The sequence below is a fragment of the Marinomonas foliarum genome, assembly GCF_003337275.1.
In the GTDB taxonomy this organism is placed as follows: domain Bacteria; phylum Pseudomonadota; class Gammaproteobacteria; order Pseudomonadales; family Marinomonadaceae; genus Marinomonas; species Marinomonas foliarum.
In genome coordinates, this window is record NZ_QPJQ01000001.1 from 18,264 (window position 1) to 33,148 (window position 14,885).

A 14,885-nucleotide genomic window follows, 5' to 3' on the forward strand; every position below is an offset into this window, starting at 1 on the left:
GAAAACGTGAGTAGCAGAGAAAAAGAGCAAACTATCGCCCTATCCGCTGTTTTCCAAGCAGCAGAGTTGGTGTCTATTTTAGCCAAAACGGGGAAAGTAGATAACGCCAGTTTACAGCCGCTTTTAGACAGTATTTTAATGCTGAACGCAGGCTCTACAGAAGACATCTATGGTGGGCAATGGGATTGCCAAAGCAATCTTGCGCTGGGGCGACGCATCACTCGACAGGCACTTGGCAAAGAGCGAAGCAGCGTCAACCCAGACACACTTAGATATGCGTTAAGTCTAATTCACTTGGAAAACAAATTATCTAAAACACCTGAAATGCTGTCTCAGATTGGCCAAAAAATCACCCATATTGAACAGAAAAAAGCCCATTATGAAAGTGTATTACATGAAAATATGCTGGCGTCTATTTCGGGCATGTATCAAGACACGCTGAGCAAATTACCCTTTCGTATTCAGGTTCACGGGGACAGCCGTTTTTTACAGCAACCACAGATATCAAACCAAGTCAGAGCCATCCTAATGGCCGGCATTCGTGCTGCTATGTTATGGCGACAACTTGGTGGTAAACGCTGGCATTTAATTTTTAAACGCAAAGCATTATTAAATGCCTTGGAATCTCGTAATTAATTTAAAAAGGTCTTATAGGCCTTTTTTTAGCGCTAAAAAAATCCATTAAGACAGTGAAATAATTGAAATCAATTTCCAGTATATCCTAGGGTCGATATCTCTAACTTAGTTTTTTAGGTAGTATATCGTACAAATTTTTAACCTGTACCAGTTAGCTTGTACGAACAGTTTAAATTAGGGAATGGCGGCTAAAAGTCATCTTCGATTCAATAGGCTAATGCCTGAAATGTTAGGGGAATTACATGTCAACGAAACAAACTATCTACTATACATTTACGGATGAGGCGCCAGCTCTGGCAACCGCGTCTCTACTTCCTATCTTTGGCGCTTTCGCAAAAGAAGCAGACATCGAACTAAAACTGACAGACATCTCTTTAGCAAGTCGTGTTATCGCTGCTTTTTCAGACTTACTTCCTGCAGACAAACAAGCGGAAGATGGCCTCAAATTCCTAGGTGACCTAACAGCAACACCTGAAGCAAACATTGTTAAGCTTCCTAACATCAGTGCTTCGTTACCACAGCTTTATGCAACAATTAAAGAGTTAAACGCTGAAGGTTACGACCTTCCTGAATACCCTGAAAACCCACAAACTGACGAAGAAAAAGACGTTCAAGCACGCTACTCTAAAGTGCTAGGTAGTGCAGTAAACCCTGTTCTTCGTCAAGGCAACTCGGACCGTCGCGCGCCAGCAGCTGTTAAAGGCTTCGCTCGTAAAAACCCTCACTCAATGGGCAAATGGAGCAAAACGTCTGTTTCACACGTTGACTACATGCGTGATGGCGATTTTTACTCTTCTGAACAGTCCACTACGATGGATTCTGCTCAAACCGTTAAGATCGAATTCGTTGCAAAAGACGGTTCTGTCGAAGTGAAAAAGTCACTTCCTCTACTTGCTGGCGAAATCATTGACAGCATGAACATCAGCACTCAAAAGCTTCGCGCTTTTTTTGAAGCATCACTACAAGAAGCGAAAGAAGACAACATCATGTGGTCTGTGCACTTAAAAGCCACCATGATGAAAGTGTCTCACCCAATTGTATTTGGTCATGCAGTCACTGTTTTCTACAAAGACGTTTTCGAAAAATACGGCGAGCTTTTCAAAGAAATCGGCGTTAACCCAAACAATGGCTTAGGTAGCGTTTACGATAAAATTCAAAGCCTTCCAGAAGCGAAGCAAGAAGAAATCAAACAAGCCATTCAAGACGTTTACAAAACACGTCCTGAACTAGCGATGGTAGACTCAGACAAAGGCATCACTAACCTTCACGTACCAAGCGATGTAATCGTTGATGCGTCTATGCCTGCAATGATCCGCAACTCTGGTAAAATGTGGGGCCGTGATGGTAAAGCACATGACGCTAAAGCCGTTATTCCAGACAGCACTTACGCTCGCATCTACCAAGAAACTATTAATTTCTGTAAAACTAATGGCGCATTTGACCCAGTCACCATGGGTACCGTGCCAAACGTTGGCCTAATGGCGCAAAAAGCAGAAGAATACGGCTCTCATGATAAAACCTATGAAATGAAAGCTGACGGCGTGATGCGCGTTGTGGATGCAAACGGCAATGTCCTAATGCAGCACAATGTTGAGAAAGGCGATATCTGGCGTGCTTGCCAAACCAAAGACGCTGCTATTCGCGACTGGGTAAAACTAGGTGTTACTCGTGCCCGTCAATCTGACACACCTGCTGTTTTCTGGTTAGAAGACGTTCGTGCACACGATAACGAGCTACGTAAAAAAGTAGAAACTTACCTAAAAGATCACGATACAAGCGGACTAGACATTCGCATCATGTCTTACAACGAAGCAATCCGTTTCTCTATGGAACGCATTATTCGCGGTAAAGACACAATCTCAGTAACAGGTAACATCCTACGTGACTACCTAACTGACCTGTTCCCAATCTTAGAATTGGGCACGTCTGCGAAAATGTTGTCTATCGTACCAATGCTTAATGGCGGCGGCATGTATGAAACAGGCGCAGGCGGTTCTGCTCCTAAGCACGTTCAACAGCTTGTTAACGAAAACTACCTTCGTTGGGACTCTCTAGGTGAATTCCTTGCCGTAGCAGTATCTTTCGAAGAACTTGGTATCAAGCACAACAACGAGAAAGCAAAAATTCTTGCTAAGTGCTTAGATAAAGCAACAGGCAAATTACTAGACACTAACAAGTCTCCTTCTCGTAAAGTTGGCGAAATCGATAACCGTGGTAGCCATTTCTACCTAGCGCTTTACTGGTCTCAAGAACTTGCTGCACAAACTGAAGATGCAACATTAGCGGCGAAATTCGCGCCTCTTGCAAAACAGTTAGCAGACAACGAAGACAAGATTGTTGCTGAACTAGCAGCGGTACAAGGCAAACCTTCTGGCCTATCTGGTTACTACCACATGGACCTAACTGAAGTCGCTAAGATCATGCGTCCTAGCACAACCTTCAATACAGCATTAGCAACGCTTTAAGTCTATTTATTAAAGCCAAGTAAATGACATAAAAAAGCCCGAGTAACTCAGTTACTCGGGCTTTTCTTTGTCTATTTGATCTGTTTTTTTATGCTCTATTGCGATTTACCAGTTAATTAACAAACCGCCATACTTCATTGCTAAATCACACCTAACCTTAAAGTTAGACCTTAAAACTAGAGATAAGATCAGATAAAGCTTTAGATTGCCCCAACACTTGCTTAGCCGCCACGTTTGACTGCTCAGCGTTTTCACTTGTTAGTTCCGCTTCATCACGAATAGAACGAATTCGTCCATCAATATTTTCTGAAGCAGCTGCCTGTTGTTCCATAGCCGATGCAATCTCAATAGCCATGGCGGAAATATTCCCCATAGAAGACGTAATCGTATGCAAGGCTTCTTTTGCCTTTAATGACTGAGCAACACTTTGCTCTGCTTGTTGCTTACTTTCGCCCATTACAAGTACTGCATCTTGCGAGCCTTTTTGTAATTGAGTAATCATTATCTGAATTTGTTCTGTGGAATCCTGAGTGCGCTTAGCAAGCGTTCGAACTTCATCAGCAACGACAGCAAAACCACGTCCCTGCTCACCGGCACGAGCCGCTTCAATCGCAGCATTCAATGCGAGCAAGTTAGTTTGATCGGCAATGCCTCGAATCGAATCTAAGATACTACCAACATCAGAGGTTTCTTTTTCCAAGGCCTGAAGCACTCGTGATGCTTTTTCAACACCTTCAGATAATTGTTGAATTGATAAAACACTGTTATTCACAACCGACTCTACTTCTTTTGCTATGTAATCGGATTCTTTCGCAGCTGTCGCCGCTGCATCAGCACTGTTAGCAACATGACGCACTGTGGTTTGCATCTCTGCAACAACACTAGCAATACCCGATGTTTCTTTTTGCAACCCCTGCATACCAATACGCGTTTTATTTGAGGCAACCAGCATTTGCTCGCCGGCTACCGACAACTGAGCTGATTGACCCTGCTGAGTCACAACAAGAGAATGGATACCCTTAATAAACACGTTAAAACTGTGTGCGACGGAGGACAACTCATCATTGCCCTTATCATCAAGGCGAACCGTTAAATCACGAGCACCAACAGAAATATTACGCAGAGAAGATTCAAGTGAGTTTAAATCAGGAAGCACGCGACGACGTAAGATAATAATCACACCAACAATTACAACACCTGAGATCAAACTACTGATCAAAGATAAAAGCTTAGAATCATCGAGAGTCTCAATCGAAGCTGCAGCGCTCTTATCAAGTAACTCCGATAACTCGTTAGCGATTTTTTCTAACGATTCAGCCAAACGCGCCGATTCTTGATCTAGACCACCAGCGCCTTTCATTAAACTATTACCAGCATCAGTGCCATTATTAATATAAGCAGAGGCCATTTCTCGACCTACTTTGTAAACCTGTTTCAATTGCTGCTCTAACTCATTTACGCGAGAGCGGTAACTAGGCATGATTCGAGTCAGTTCTTGTAAGCTCTTCATAGCACTTTTCATGCTCGCATCAACTTCGGGTAACGCCTCACCACTGCGCGTTGCGCCCATATCCGTCAAAAACTGTTGCACTTGCACAACGTAATAACGAGCATCCTTCATAGCAGATACAGCATCAGAGATAACTACTTGCTGACGAATGGCAGCTTCGTTACGAGTTAAGCCCTGCTTGCTAAGTAAATAAAGCGCAGACAAGGCTACCAATACAATAACAATGACCAAATTCATGATACGGCTGATCTTCATGTTCAATACTTTCCTAAATAACTTCTAAAAGGGCGTTAATTTGGCAGCATTATACAAGTGAGAAGAGTTTAAAACACCTTGATTTAACAAAAATATACTCAAAAAAACGAGTAATTAATAAACAGAACAAAAGACCAACTGTTTATAAGCTCATTAAAACTAAACCGCCTTCTGCAAATATACAGTCTGGCGTAGCGGTAGGCCGCGCTTTTGCCTATAATAGCGGCTCCCTGAAAACCATGTTCGAGGCGTTATCTCAATGGAATTAACTAGCTTAAATGCAATTTCCCCTATCGACGGTCGTTACGGATCGAAAACAAACGTACTACGTCGCTCCGTGAGCGAGTATGGTTTGCTGCGTATGCGAGTCATAGTCGAAGTTCGCTGGCTACAGGCTCTTGCCAAACACCCACAAATTGTTGAAGTTCCAGCATTGAGCAATGAAGCCAGCGCTTTATTAGATCAATTGGCTGAAAACTTCAGTGAAGCTGATGCACAAGCCATTAAAGACATTGAGAAAACCACGAACCACGATGTCAAAGCAGTGGAATATTTCATTAAGAACAAAATGGCTGATAACGCAGAGTTAGCAGCGATTTCTGAATTTGTTCACTTCGCTTGTACATCAGAAGACATCAACAACTTATCTCATGCATTAATGTTGCGTGAAGCATTGGAAGAAGGCATTACTCCAGAGCTTAAAAACGTCATCAAAGCAGTTCAAGATCTAGCAATCGAGCACGCTGAACAATCTATGTTGTCTCGTACGCATGGCCAAACTGCCTCACCAACCACAGTTGGTAAAGAAATGGCTAACGTTGCTGCGCGCCTTAGCCGCCAACTTAAGCAAATCGAAAACGTTGAATTTTTAGGCAAAATCAACGGCGCTGTGGGCAACTACAACGCTCACCTTTCGGCTTACCCTGATGTGGATTGGCAAGCTCACGCAGAAGCCTTTGTTACTTCTTTAGGTTTGACTTGGAATCCTTACACGACTCAAATCGAGCCACACGATTACATCGCAGAGCTATACGACGCCATTTGCCGCTTCAACACCATCTTGATCGATTTCGACCGCGATGTGTGGGGCTACATTTCTATGGGCTTCTTCAAGCAAAAAACCATTGCTGACGAAATTGGTTCTTCTACCATGCCGCATAAAGTTAACCCAATCGACTTCGAAAACTCCGAAGGCAACTTGGGTATTGCGAACGCAATCATGGGCCACTTGAGCGCTAAACTGCCAATCTCACGCTGGCAGCGCGACCTAACTGACTCTACGGTTCTTCGTAACCTTGGCGTTGGTTTAGCTCACAGCTTGATAGCTTACCAAGCAACTCTAAAAGGCATCAGCAAGTTGGAAATCAACGCTGCACGTCTTGAAGCAGATTTAAATAATGCATGGGAAGTATTGGCTGAGCCAATTCAAACCGTTATGCGTCGCTACGGCATCGAATCTCCATACGAGAAACTAAAAGAGCTAACTCGTGGCCGCACTATCGACCAAGCGACTATCGAAGCTTTTGTCGATACGCTAGAAATGCCTGAGCAAGCCAAAGCCGAATTGAAAGCGCTAACACCAAGCACTTACATCGGTAACGCTGTTGCACAAGCGAAAGCGATTCGTGACTAAGTCTTACTTTAACAAGTAAATAAAAGAGCCGATTTATCGGCTCTTTTTGCCTTCAAGGCTGCTAATCTTTAGCAATATCACTACTTTCTTTGTTCTTTTTTAATGAGCGATTTATGACAGACCTAAATACACCGTTGACTATTCTTGGTGGCATCACTGCCCAAACCTTTATCGACGAATATTGGCAGAAAAAGCCTTTGTTGATCCGCGGTGGTCTTGTCGATTTCACTCTGCCCCTAGAAGCCGATGAGCTTGCTGGCATGGCAATGGAAGAAGAAATTGAATCTCGTATTGTGATCGAGAACGGCTTAAGTCCATGGGAAATACGCCAAGGCCCATTTAACGAAGATACTTTTGCAACCTTGCCAGAGAAAGAATGGACTCTATTAGTTCAAGCCGTTGATCATTGGGTACCAGAAATTCAAAATTTAAAAGAACAATTTGAATTCTTACCAAGCTGGCGCTTAGACGATGTGATGGTCAGCTATGCGACAGAAGGTGGCAGCGTTGGTCCACATTACGATCAATACGATGTGTTCCTAGTGCAAGTATCTGGCAAACGCCGCTGGCAAGTTCTCGCTCCAGATGAATACCAAGATTCAGCAATTGCAAATATCCAGCTGCATATTCTAGACAACTTCCCTGTCAATTCAGAAATGGATTGGGAAGTGGAAGCTGGCGATATTCTATATTTGCCGCCTAACTTTGCACACAATGGCCGATCATTAGACGACGAGTGCATGACTTATTCCATCGGTTTTCGTGCGCCAAGTATGCAAGATGTCTTAACAGGTATTCGCGATAAACTTTGCGAAGCTGACAATGTTAAAGATCGCTTTGCCGCACCTGAAACAGCAAATCGTCAACACAGTGCGCACATCAGCAAAGACGATATTCAATACCTACAAACACAACTGGCTCGCCTTATTAATCAGCCCGACCTACTGGCTGAATGGTTAGGGGAAACGATGAGCGAGAGCAAGTATCCTGAATACCTCGTACCACTGAATCATGAAGAATTAAACGAAGCATTTAGCAGTGCGACACAAGGTCAAACTTTTATTCGCCCTGGCGATGCGCGTATTTGTTACTATGTTCAACAGAACACTGAGAACAAAGGTAAGATTAGCGTGTTTTGTAACGGTGAACACTTACTTGTGGATGCAGAACTAACGAGCTTTGTTGAAGCCGTTTGCCATCAAGTTGAGTTTGATTTTTCTGGGCTAGATTTGAAACAAAATACAGATCTAGAACCTCTTGTGCGCTTTCTCATTCGCCAGCAAGGGCTGATCGAATTGGTTGCACCAGAAGAATAAAAGAACGCAATATTAAGTAAGGTATTCACATGAAGGTTTTAACGTCAGACTGGAACAGCAGCAAAGATCAGCTTACCTTTGTGCGCAAACAAGTCTTTATCATTGAGCAAGGTATCGACCCAAAAGACGAATGGGACGAGCTAGATGAAGACGCCGTACACTTTGTATCCTTTGGTACGACAGCGGTTCCTACAGGAACCTGTCGTTTAACAGACAATGGCCAAATCGGCCGTTTGGCAGTTCTACCCGCATATCGACATCAGGGCTATGGCGAAATGCTGTTAATTCGTGCAGTGAAAGTCGCCAGAGAAATGGGCATTCGCAAAGTGTTTTTACACGCCCAAGTTGACGTACAAACCTTCTATGAAAAGCAAAACTTTCATACTGATGGCAAGGTTTTTTTAGAAGCCGGAAAAATGCATATTCGTATGGAAAGAGATATCTAGCAGCACTATTCAGCATACAACTCAAACAAAAAAGCGAGCTAGCCCATTTCGGTTAGCTCGCTTTTTACGTATCGCTTGTTGTGCTTTACTTTCAAACAGTTAACTAAATAACAGCTTTAGATAACAGCAATCAGTTCAACATCAAATTGCAATACAGAGAAAGGTTGAATCAATGCGCCAGCGCCTTGAGCACCGTATGCCAATTCAGCAGGAATAGTAAGACGGTATTTCGCGCCTTCTTTCATCAATTGAAGACCTTCAGTCCAACCAGCAATAACGCCAGTTAAAGGAAATTCAATTGGCTCGCCACGAGCAATAGAGCTATCGAATACTTGACCGTCAATCAAACGGCCTTCGTAATGTACACGAACAGTCGCTTCACGGTTTGGAGTTGCACCCGTACCTTCTTCAAGAACTTCGAACTGCAAACCACTTTCTGTCGTTTGAACGCCATCTTTAGCTTTGTTTTCTGCTAGGAATGCTTCGCCTGCTTTAACTGTCTCTTCAGACGCTGCACGGCTTTTCTCTTCCATTTTTTGCTGTAGTTCAGCAAAAGCAGCTTCTAGCTCTTCACCAGGAACGCGCATTTCTGCACCATTCACAGCATCTTCAATCGCAGCAAAAAGATGCGTTAGAGACAATTCACCAAGATCACTACCACGCAGCTGATCACCAATTTGACGACCAATGCCGTATGCGATTTTTGCTTCGTTAGAGTCGAACGACAGTTCAGACATGATTACACTCACTTATTCGTTAACTAAAAAATTGAGCGCATATCATAACATAGGCAGCCCTCATGGGCTTCTCCTCAAACGCCACAATTCCTAAAATTCCTTTGGTAAAAATATATTTATCAGCGCCATAGATTTATTAAATGATATTCATTATCATTAATAACAACCGTTATTCATTCTGGAGTGCGCCATGAAAACCAAAATATTTATCCCATCTCCAAAGAGTTGCACAAACAATAAACAACCAACAGATTACTGGGGGATATTGTTTATTAGCTTTATTTTTCTTTCATCAATAAGCTGTTTTTTATTCGCTAATCACAGTGATCGACAAGTATCCAACAATCTATCGTTTTCAAACTACTCGACAATAATTGACACAGATCAGAGCAGTCAAAGCTAAAAGGATTAAGCTTCTAGGTACATTGAAAGAGGATCTTGCCATGTTACCTAAAATAAACACAATTGTTTATGCCTGTGATCTAGATACAAAAACCCATGCGGCCATGGAACTTGTCTTAAGCTTAGCGAGTACACATAAGGCAAAAGTCATTATCATGCACGCTATAGAGCCACTAAATGCTCAAGCATCTAACATGATCAACAATTACATTACTGAAGACGTGAGAAGCGAAATGCGCAAAGAAGCACTCACAGAAATTGATGGTCGTATGCAAAGGTTACTTTCTGAGTTTATGGACAAATATTCAGCAGAACTTTCAAATCTAGAAACACCACCAGAAACCGTTATTGTTAACGGCGTTCCATCTGAATCAATCCAACGCTTAGCAGCAGAAAAAAAGGCGGATTTAATAGTGATGAATAGCAGAACACACGGACGCCTAAGCCAAATGATCATTGGCTCAACCGCAAACAAAGTCATTCATACCAGCTCAATTCCTGTGTTAGTTGTGCCAATAAAATAGCCGTCATTTAATTAAATAACACATCACTCTAGTCACACTTCTCTGCGTCCGATACACTTACTGTATATATAAAAGGGCTATCCATTTAGAGCAACCAATGTCAATATGTAGTGATGAACAAAAAATCTTCTTCACTCAAGGCGGGTATTGATTACCCTAAAAATTGGAGTCAATTTGTTGACTGGTTCCACGATGAGCAAGCTTGTCGTGATTATCTGTACACGCTTCGCTGGCCTAATGGCTTCATATGCCCAAATTGTTTGGCCCACAAGGTACCTTATAGCCTTGCTAAAAATAAACTTAAATGTACTCAGTGTCGAAAGCAAACGTCTGTCACGGCAGGCACTATTTTTGATAAAACGAGAACACCACTTAAAGACTGGTTTGCTGCGATTTGGTATCTTACAAATCAAAAAAATGGAGTAAGTGCGCTTGGTATACAGCGCTTACTTGGACTTGGAAGCTATCAAACAGCTTGGTCGATATTGCATCGATTACGCTATGCAATGATCAATCCTGAAAGAGATAAGTTATCAGGAATTATTGAGGTAGATGAAACCTTCGTAGGTGGCTTAGTTAATATAAATCAACAAGATAAGAAGAAGTTTGTTGTGTTGATCGCAATAGAATTAATTGAGCCAAAAGGGTTTGGTCGTATCAGATTACGACAGGTAGATAGAGCGACGAAAAGCAACATAGAGCAATTCATAGTCGATGTTATTGAACCAGGTAGTCAAATTCATACAGACGGATCTGCGGCTTATGGTTCCATTGATAGCATGGGATACTCAAGAAAAAAGACCGTACATCTTGGTTCAAATATACCTGCTCACGAAACCATGCCAGGGGTTCACAGAGTAGCCTCTTTACTAAAGCGTTGGTTGTTAGGGACCTATCAAGGTGCTGTTCAATCTAAACAGCTCGACTACTATTTAGATGAATATACCTTTAGATTTAACAGAAGAAAATCGCGGTCTAGAGGGCTATTATTTTATCGATTACTTGAGCAATCTGTGACAACAAAACCCCTAACCTATAAAGGCATTAGAGCTAGATAAACACTATATATAGTGTCTGGTCGCTCTAAATGGATAGCCCTTATATATAAACAGTAAGTGTATTTATGATTCTTTATATCGCCGAAAAACCCAGCCTTGCCCGAGCCATTGCTGCTGCCCTACCCTCGCCTCAAAAAAAGGAAGAAGGTTGTATCTGGCTGCCTAACGGTGACTGCATCAGTTGGTGTATCGGTCACTTGCTAGAGCAAGCGGAACCCCACCAATATAATCCGGCCTTCAAATCTTGGAATTTAGACCACTTACCTATTATTCCAAATGACTGGCAATGGCAAGAAAAAGCCAACACCAAAAAGCAGCTGGGTATTTTAAAAAAACTTATAAAAAAAGCGACAACATTGGTTCATGCAGGCGACCCGGACCGAGAAGGGCAACTTTTAGTCGATGAGGTTTTACACTACACAAAAACACCAGTTCAAAAGCTAAAAAACACTCAGCGACTGCTAGTAAATGACTTAACTCCGTCCGCCATCAAAAAAGCATTAAACAATTTACGCTCCAACAATGAGTTCGCAGCTCTTTCTCGTTCAGCCTTAGGGCGGGCTCGTGCGGACTGGTTGTTTGGACTGAACCTAACTCGGGCTTATACCATCAGAGGCCGCCAAGCCGGCTATCAGGGCGTTTTATCTATTGGGCGAGTGCAAACCCCAGTATTGGGTTTAGTCGCAGCGAGGGACAAAGAAAGGGAAGCCTTTGTTCCGAAAGATTTTTATCAAGTTTGGGCAAGTATTCAGACACCACAAGGCGCTTTGTTTCAAGCCAAGTGGTTACCCAGCGAAGCTTGCCAACCCTACATGGATGACGAAAATCGAGTAATCAGCTTACTGCTGGCAAAAAACGTTGCCAACCGTATTACCAATAAGCCAGCGATTGTCATGGAAGCAAATTACAAACAAAAAAAGCAGCCAGCCCCCCTACCCTATAGCTTGTCAGCCCTACAAATCGATGCAGCAAAGGCTTTTTCTCTATCGGCACAACAAGTATTGGATACTTGCCAAGCGCTTTATGAACGCCATCAAATGATCACCTACCCAAGATCCGATTGCCGTTATTTGCCAACTCAACAACATAAAGATGCGCCTGCTATTATAGCGGCTCTCGCACGATCCAGCGGGGAAACCCAGCAAGGCGCCCTGAACGCAGACGCATCAAGAAAAAGTAAAGCGTGGAACGATAAACAAGTCACTGCTCACCATGCCATTATCCCAACCACGCAAGCCCACAAAGTGGTATCTCTTTCTAAGACAGAAGCTCTAGTCTTTAACTTAATTGCTAGACAATATCTCATGCAGTTTTATCCTGAGTACGACTATCTAGCGTCTTATATTAAACTGGAAATTGAAGGTGGGTTGTTTGAAGCCAAAGGCAACACACCTATTTCACTAGGTTGGAAACGTCTTTTACCGAATAAGAGCAAAGCAAAAGACCCAGATGACGAAAGTCAAAATGAACTCCCAAAACTGAATAAAAACGAAGAGCTATGGTGTACACAAGGCCAAGTTCAAGAAAAGGTCACTACGCCGCCAGCTGCTTTCACTGATGCAACTTTACTTGCCGCTATGACAGGCATCAGCCGGTTTGTCACAGATAAAGATATTAGAGCCATCTTAAAAGAAACCGATGGACTTGGCACTGAAGCGACACGAGCCAGCATTATAGAGTTACTTTTCAAACGCGGCTTTTTGATGAGACAGGGAAAACAAATTCACGCCAGCCAAACAGGCCGCGCCTTTATTGACTGCTTACCAACACAATTAGTCACCCCAGATATGACGGCAAAATGGGAATCAGCCCTGAACAGCATCAGTCTTGGCGAAGCCAGCTATCAAACCTTCATGACGAGCCTAGAAGTCAATTTGAATCAGCTACTCAGCGCTTCCCGAGAAATGCCTACCTCTGCCTTGCAAAACTTACCACCGCCAGCTAAAAACCCTTTTGCCAAGCGTAAAGGCACAACAAGTAAAAGAACATCGAGCACAAGGAAAACATCGAGCACAAGGAAAACATCGGGAGCAAAAACCGATGCCACAAAAACAAGAAGACGCGCAAAAGCGTCTTCTTAATAAAAATGGCATGTTTTAAGCTGGCTTGCTATCAACCAATAGCAAGCCATAAACCAACACCAATCATCAATGTGCCAGCAATACGGTTCATTATGCGCACATTACCACTCTGCATAAGAAGAGACTTTAACGTTCTTCCGCCTGCTGCGTAAATCAGCAAGCAAGTAAATTCTAAAGTAAGAATGATTGCAATCAGTACTATCAGCTGGCTTGCCAAAGAATGGCTCGCATCCAAAAATGGCGGCAATAAGGCGACAAAAAAAGCCCAACCTTTCGGGTTAGCAATAGCAGTTACAAAGCCTTGGGAAATCAAATCAAACCGAGATGCTGGTTTACTGTCTGTCGAATCCGCTTTAATCGCCATTTTGCCTTTAGACAGCCACATTTGCAGGCCAATATAAGCAAGGTAAGCACCGCCAAGGTATTTTAATACGATAAATACACTAGGGTAATTTAATAACAAAGCAGCGACACCAATAGCCGATAAAATAGCCACCATGGCAACACCAACTAACTCTCCTAACATCATCCATAGAGCGCGTTTGACTCCAATCGTCATACCTAACGTCATCGCTAATGTCATACACATGCCTGGTGTAACAGACACAAAAAAGAAGGTCGGAATAAAAGCCGACAAAAGCGCTAAATTCACAGAAGGTCCTTTATAAATAATGAGGGGTTAAAATGCAAAATTGTCATGGCTGCACTCAACTAGCAAGTACTAAATATAAATAGACAATAAGATTATTTGATAAGAGTTCGCTTAAAAACGTTTCTTTTCCTGGAACGTCGAATCTTCGATGAATTTGTTCCACTCATCGTCCAGTTCTTCTTCACCTTGGTTATCCATATCACGGCTAATTTCATCTTCCGCTTTTTGCAAGACAAGATCTTCTTCTATTTCCTGAATCAACTCTTTTAACTTCAGAATAGTAGCCTGAGCCTCAACAGACTCTTTAATAGGATTCAATTGCGAAAGCGATTCTTTATACATTTCCAGAGCAGAACTCATCTGACCGCTTAAAAATGCCTTCCTAGCAAGATGAGAGTGGTAATCTGAATTAACTTTGTAATGGAAAAAATTAAGTAACTTGTTATAACGATTAACAACATCAGAATCGATGGTTTTTTCTTTTTGCGAAAGAATTAAGTAAGACTTAAAAGACTCAAATAAGCGTCTAACTTCGATAATTAGCAGCTCATCATTCATAGGCTTAGCACGTCTCTTCTGTTTACTTCCTTGAAACTCTTTCATTTCTGCGGCTATGTTTTGTCGACGACGACTCAAAGTCGCATCAGGCTGTAAGGCAATAAGCTGGTCATAAAGAGAAACCATCCTAGAAAAAAGCCACAGTTTCATATCCTTAGGTTGATACTGAGGAGGCATTTCATCAAGATAGCGACGCACTTGGCGCAATTGATTATTTAGAGCAGCCACTTTACGCAACTTTTCTAATCTTGCTTGCTCTTTAAGCTGTAGAAAAATCGCAAAAGCAATAAATCCACCGATAACCAGCAAAAGTACAGTGATGGTAACAGCAGTCATATCGTAGGTTTTTTACCTTAATATTGTTTATGGAATAATTTCATTCCGCTACTTTTGTCAAAATAGATTACTCCAAATCATTTCTGCTCGAGCTTTGCCCCATCCTTTTTAAAAACAAACTTCTTCAACATCCTGTTTCAGTTTTTGGAGGCGTGCCGTCTCTTTTTAGAGGTATTCACGGAACCATTTTTTAATAGCCGACAAGAGCACACAAAATTCATGCAATCACCGCTCTTTACCATCGTCTAAATTTTATCAAGTCTATCAAACCAACGC

General features: G+C 42.4%; 12 protein-coding genes. 8 read left to right on the top strand and 4 right to left on the bottom strand.

The window, feature by feature from the left end; genetic code table 11:
• The first annotated feature begins 6 nt into the window (after positions 1-6).
• Both hflD and DFP77_RS00110 read left to right on the top strand, forming a co-directional pair.
• Positions 7-636 (top strand): high frequency lysogenization protein HflD, encoded by a 630-nt coding sequence (hflD, locus tag DFP77_RS00105; protein ID WP_114410269.1) that lies wholly within the window; start codon positions 7-9, stop codon positions 634-636.
• A 242-nt stretch (positions 637-878) separates the two neighbouring features.
• Positions 879-3,101 carry an NADP-dependent isocitrate dehydrogenase gene (locus DFP77_RS00110; RefSeq protein ID WP_114410270.1) on the top strand — a complete coding sequence of 741 codons (2,223 nt, stop codon included), beginning with the start codon at positions 879-881 and terminating at the stop codon, positions 3,099-3,101.
• Positions 3,102-3,264: 163 nt separating this feature from the next.
• Here the strand turns inward: DFP77_RS00110 and DFP77_RS00115 are convergent, their stop codons facing one another.
• On the bottom strand, positions 3,265-4,866 hold the full coding sequence (locus tag DFP77_RS00115) for a methyl-accepting chemotaxis protein (protein ID WP_114410271.1): 1,602 nt from the start codon (positions 4,864-4,866) through the stop codon (positions 3,265-3,267).
• Between the two features lie 259 nt (positions 4,867-5,125).
• On the opposite strand from DFP77_RS00115, the gene purB reads away from it, so the two are divergent.
• The 3 genes from purB (at position 5,126) to DFP77_RS00130 (ending at position 8,261) form a co-directional block, all read left to right on the top strand.
• Positions 5,126-6,499, top strand: a complete 1,374-nt coding sequence (gene purB, locus DFP77_RS00120) for an adenylosuccinate lyase (RefSeq protein ID WP_114410272.1) — start codon at positions 5,126-5,128, stop codon at positions 6,497-6,499.
• Positions 6,500-6,612: 113 nt separating this feature from the next.
• Complete coding sequence (locus DFP77_RS00125) at positions 6,613-7,815, top strand: cupin domain-containing protein (RefSeq protein WP_114410273.1); 1,203 nt, start codon at positions 6,613-6,615, stop codon at positions 7,813-7,815.
• A gap of 29 nt (positions 7,816-7,844) precedes the next feature.
• Positions 7,845-8,261: a GNAT family N-acetyltransferase gene (locus DFP77_RS00130; RefSeq protein WP_114410274.1), complete on the top strand. Its 417-nt coding sequence runs from the start codon at positions 7,845-7,847 to the stop codon at positions 8,259-8,261.
• Between the two features lie 116 nt (positions 8,262-8,377).
• On the opposite strand, the gene bamJ is transcribed toward DFP77_RS00130, so the two are convergent.
• Entirely contained in the window at positions 8,378-8,998 is a 621-nt protein-coding gene (gene bamJ / locus DFP77_RS00135; RefSeq protein WP_114410275.1) for a BamJ family beta-barrel-assembly machinery protein, read from the bottom strand.
• Positions 8,999-9,441: 443 nt separating this feature from the next.
• Here bamJ and DFP77_RS00140 point away from each other — a divergent pair, with 443 nt between their 5' ends.
• The 3 genes from DFP77_RS00140 to DFP77_RS00150 all read left to right on the top strand — a co-directional run bounded on the left by DFP77_RS00140 (position 9,442) and on the right by DFP77_RS00150 (position 13,063).
• Entirely contained in the window at positions 9,442-9,924 is a 483-nt protein-coding gene (locus DFP77_RS00140; protein ID WP_114410276.1) for a universal stress protein, read from the top strand.
• A 113-nt stretch (positions 9,925-10,037) separates the two neighbouring features.
• Positions 10,038-10,982 carry an IS1595 family transposase gene (locus DFP77_RS00145; RefSeq protein ID WP_114410277.1) on the top strand — a complete coding sequence of 315 codons (945 nt, stop codon included), beginning with the start codon at positions 10,038-10,040 and terminating at the stop codon, positions 10,980-10,982.
• A 65-nt stretch (positions 10,983-11,047) separates the two neighbouring features.
• Entirely contained in the window at positions 11,048-13,063 is a 2,016-nt protein-coding gene (locus tag DFP77_RS00150) for a DNA topoisomerase III (protein ID WP_114410278.1), read from the top strand.
• Between the two features lie 31 nt (positions 13,064-13,094).
• Here the strand turns inward: DFP77_RS00150 and DFP77_RS00155 are convergent, their stop codons facing one another.
• Entirely contained in the window at positions 13,095-13,715 is a 621-nt protein-coding gene (locus DFP77_RS00155) for a LysE family translocator (protein ID WP_181858466.1), read from the bottom strand.
• Between the two features lie 111 nt (positions 13,716-13,826).
• A complete protein-coding gene (locus tag DFP77_RS00160) occupies positions 13,827-14,609 on the bottom strand; it encodes a hypothetical protein (protein WP_114410280.1) in 783 nt (260 codons plus the stop codon).
• Between the last annotated feature and the right edge of the window lie 276 nt (positions 14,610-14,885).

Coding starts and splice junctions, on each gene's coding strand:
- DFP77_RS00160 (WP_114410280.1), bottom strand. CDS start 14,609: ATGACTGCTGTTACCATCACTGTACTTTTGCTGGTTATCGGTGGATTT.
- bamJ (WP_114410275.1), bottom strand. CDS start 8,998: ATGTCTGAACTGTCGTTCGACTCTAACGAAGCAAAAATCGCATACGGC.
- DFP77_RS00110 (WP_114410270.1), top strand. CDS start 879: ATGTCAACGAAACAAACTATCTACTATACATTTACGGATGAGGCGCCA.
- DFP77_RS00145 (WP_114410277.1), top strand. CDS start 10,038: ATGAACAAAAAATCTTCTTCACTCAAGGCGGGTATTGATTACCCTAAA.
- purB (WP_114410272.1), top strand. CDS start 5,126: ATGGAATTAACTAGCTTAAATGCAATTTCCCCTATCGACGGTCGTTAC.
- DFP77_RS00130 (WP_114410274.1), top strand. CDS start 7,845: ATGAAGGTTTTAACGTCAGACTGGAACAGCAGCAAAGATCAGCTTACC.
- DFP77_RS00115 (WP_114410271.1), bottom strand. CDS start 4,866: ATGAAGATCAGCCGTATCATGAATTTGGTCATTGTTATTGTATTGGTA.
- DFP77_RS00125 (WP_114410273.1), top strand. CDS start 6,613: ATGACAGACCTAAATACACCGTTGACTATTCTTGGTGGCATCACTGCC.
- DFP77_RS00150 (WP_114410278.1), top strand. CDS start 11,048: ATGATTCTTTATATCGCCGAAAAACCCAGCCTTGCCCGAGCCATTGCT.
- DFP77_RS00140 (WP_114410276.1), top strand. CDS start 9,442: ATGTTACCTAAAATAAACACAATTGTTTATGCCTGTGATCTAGATACA.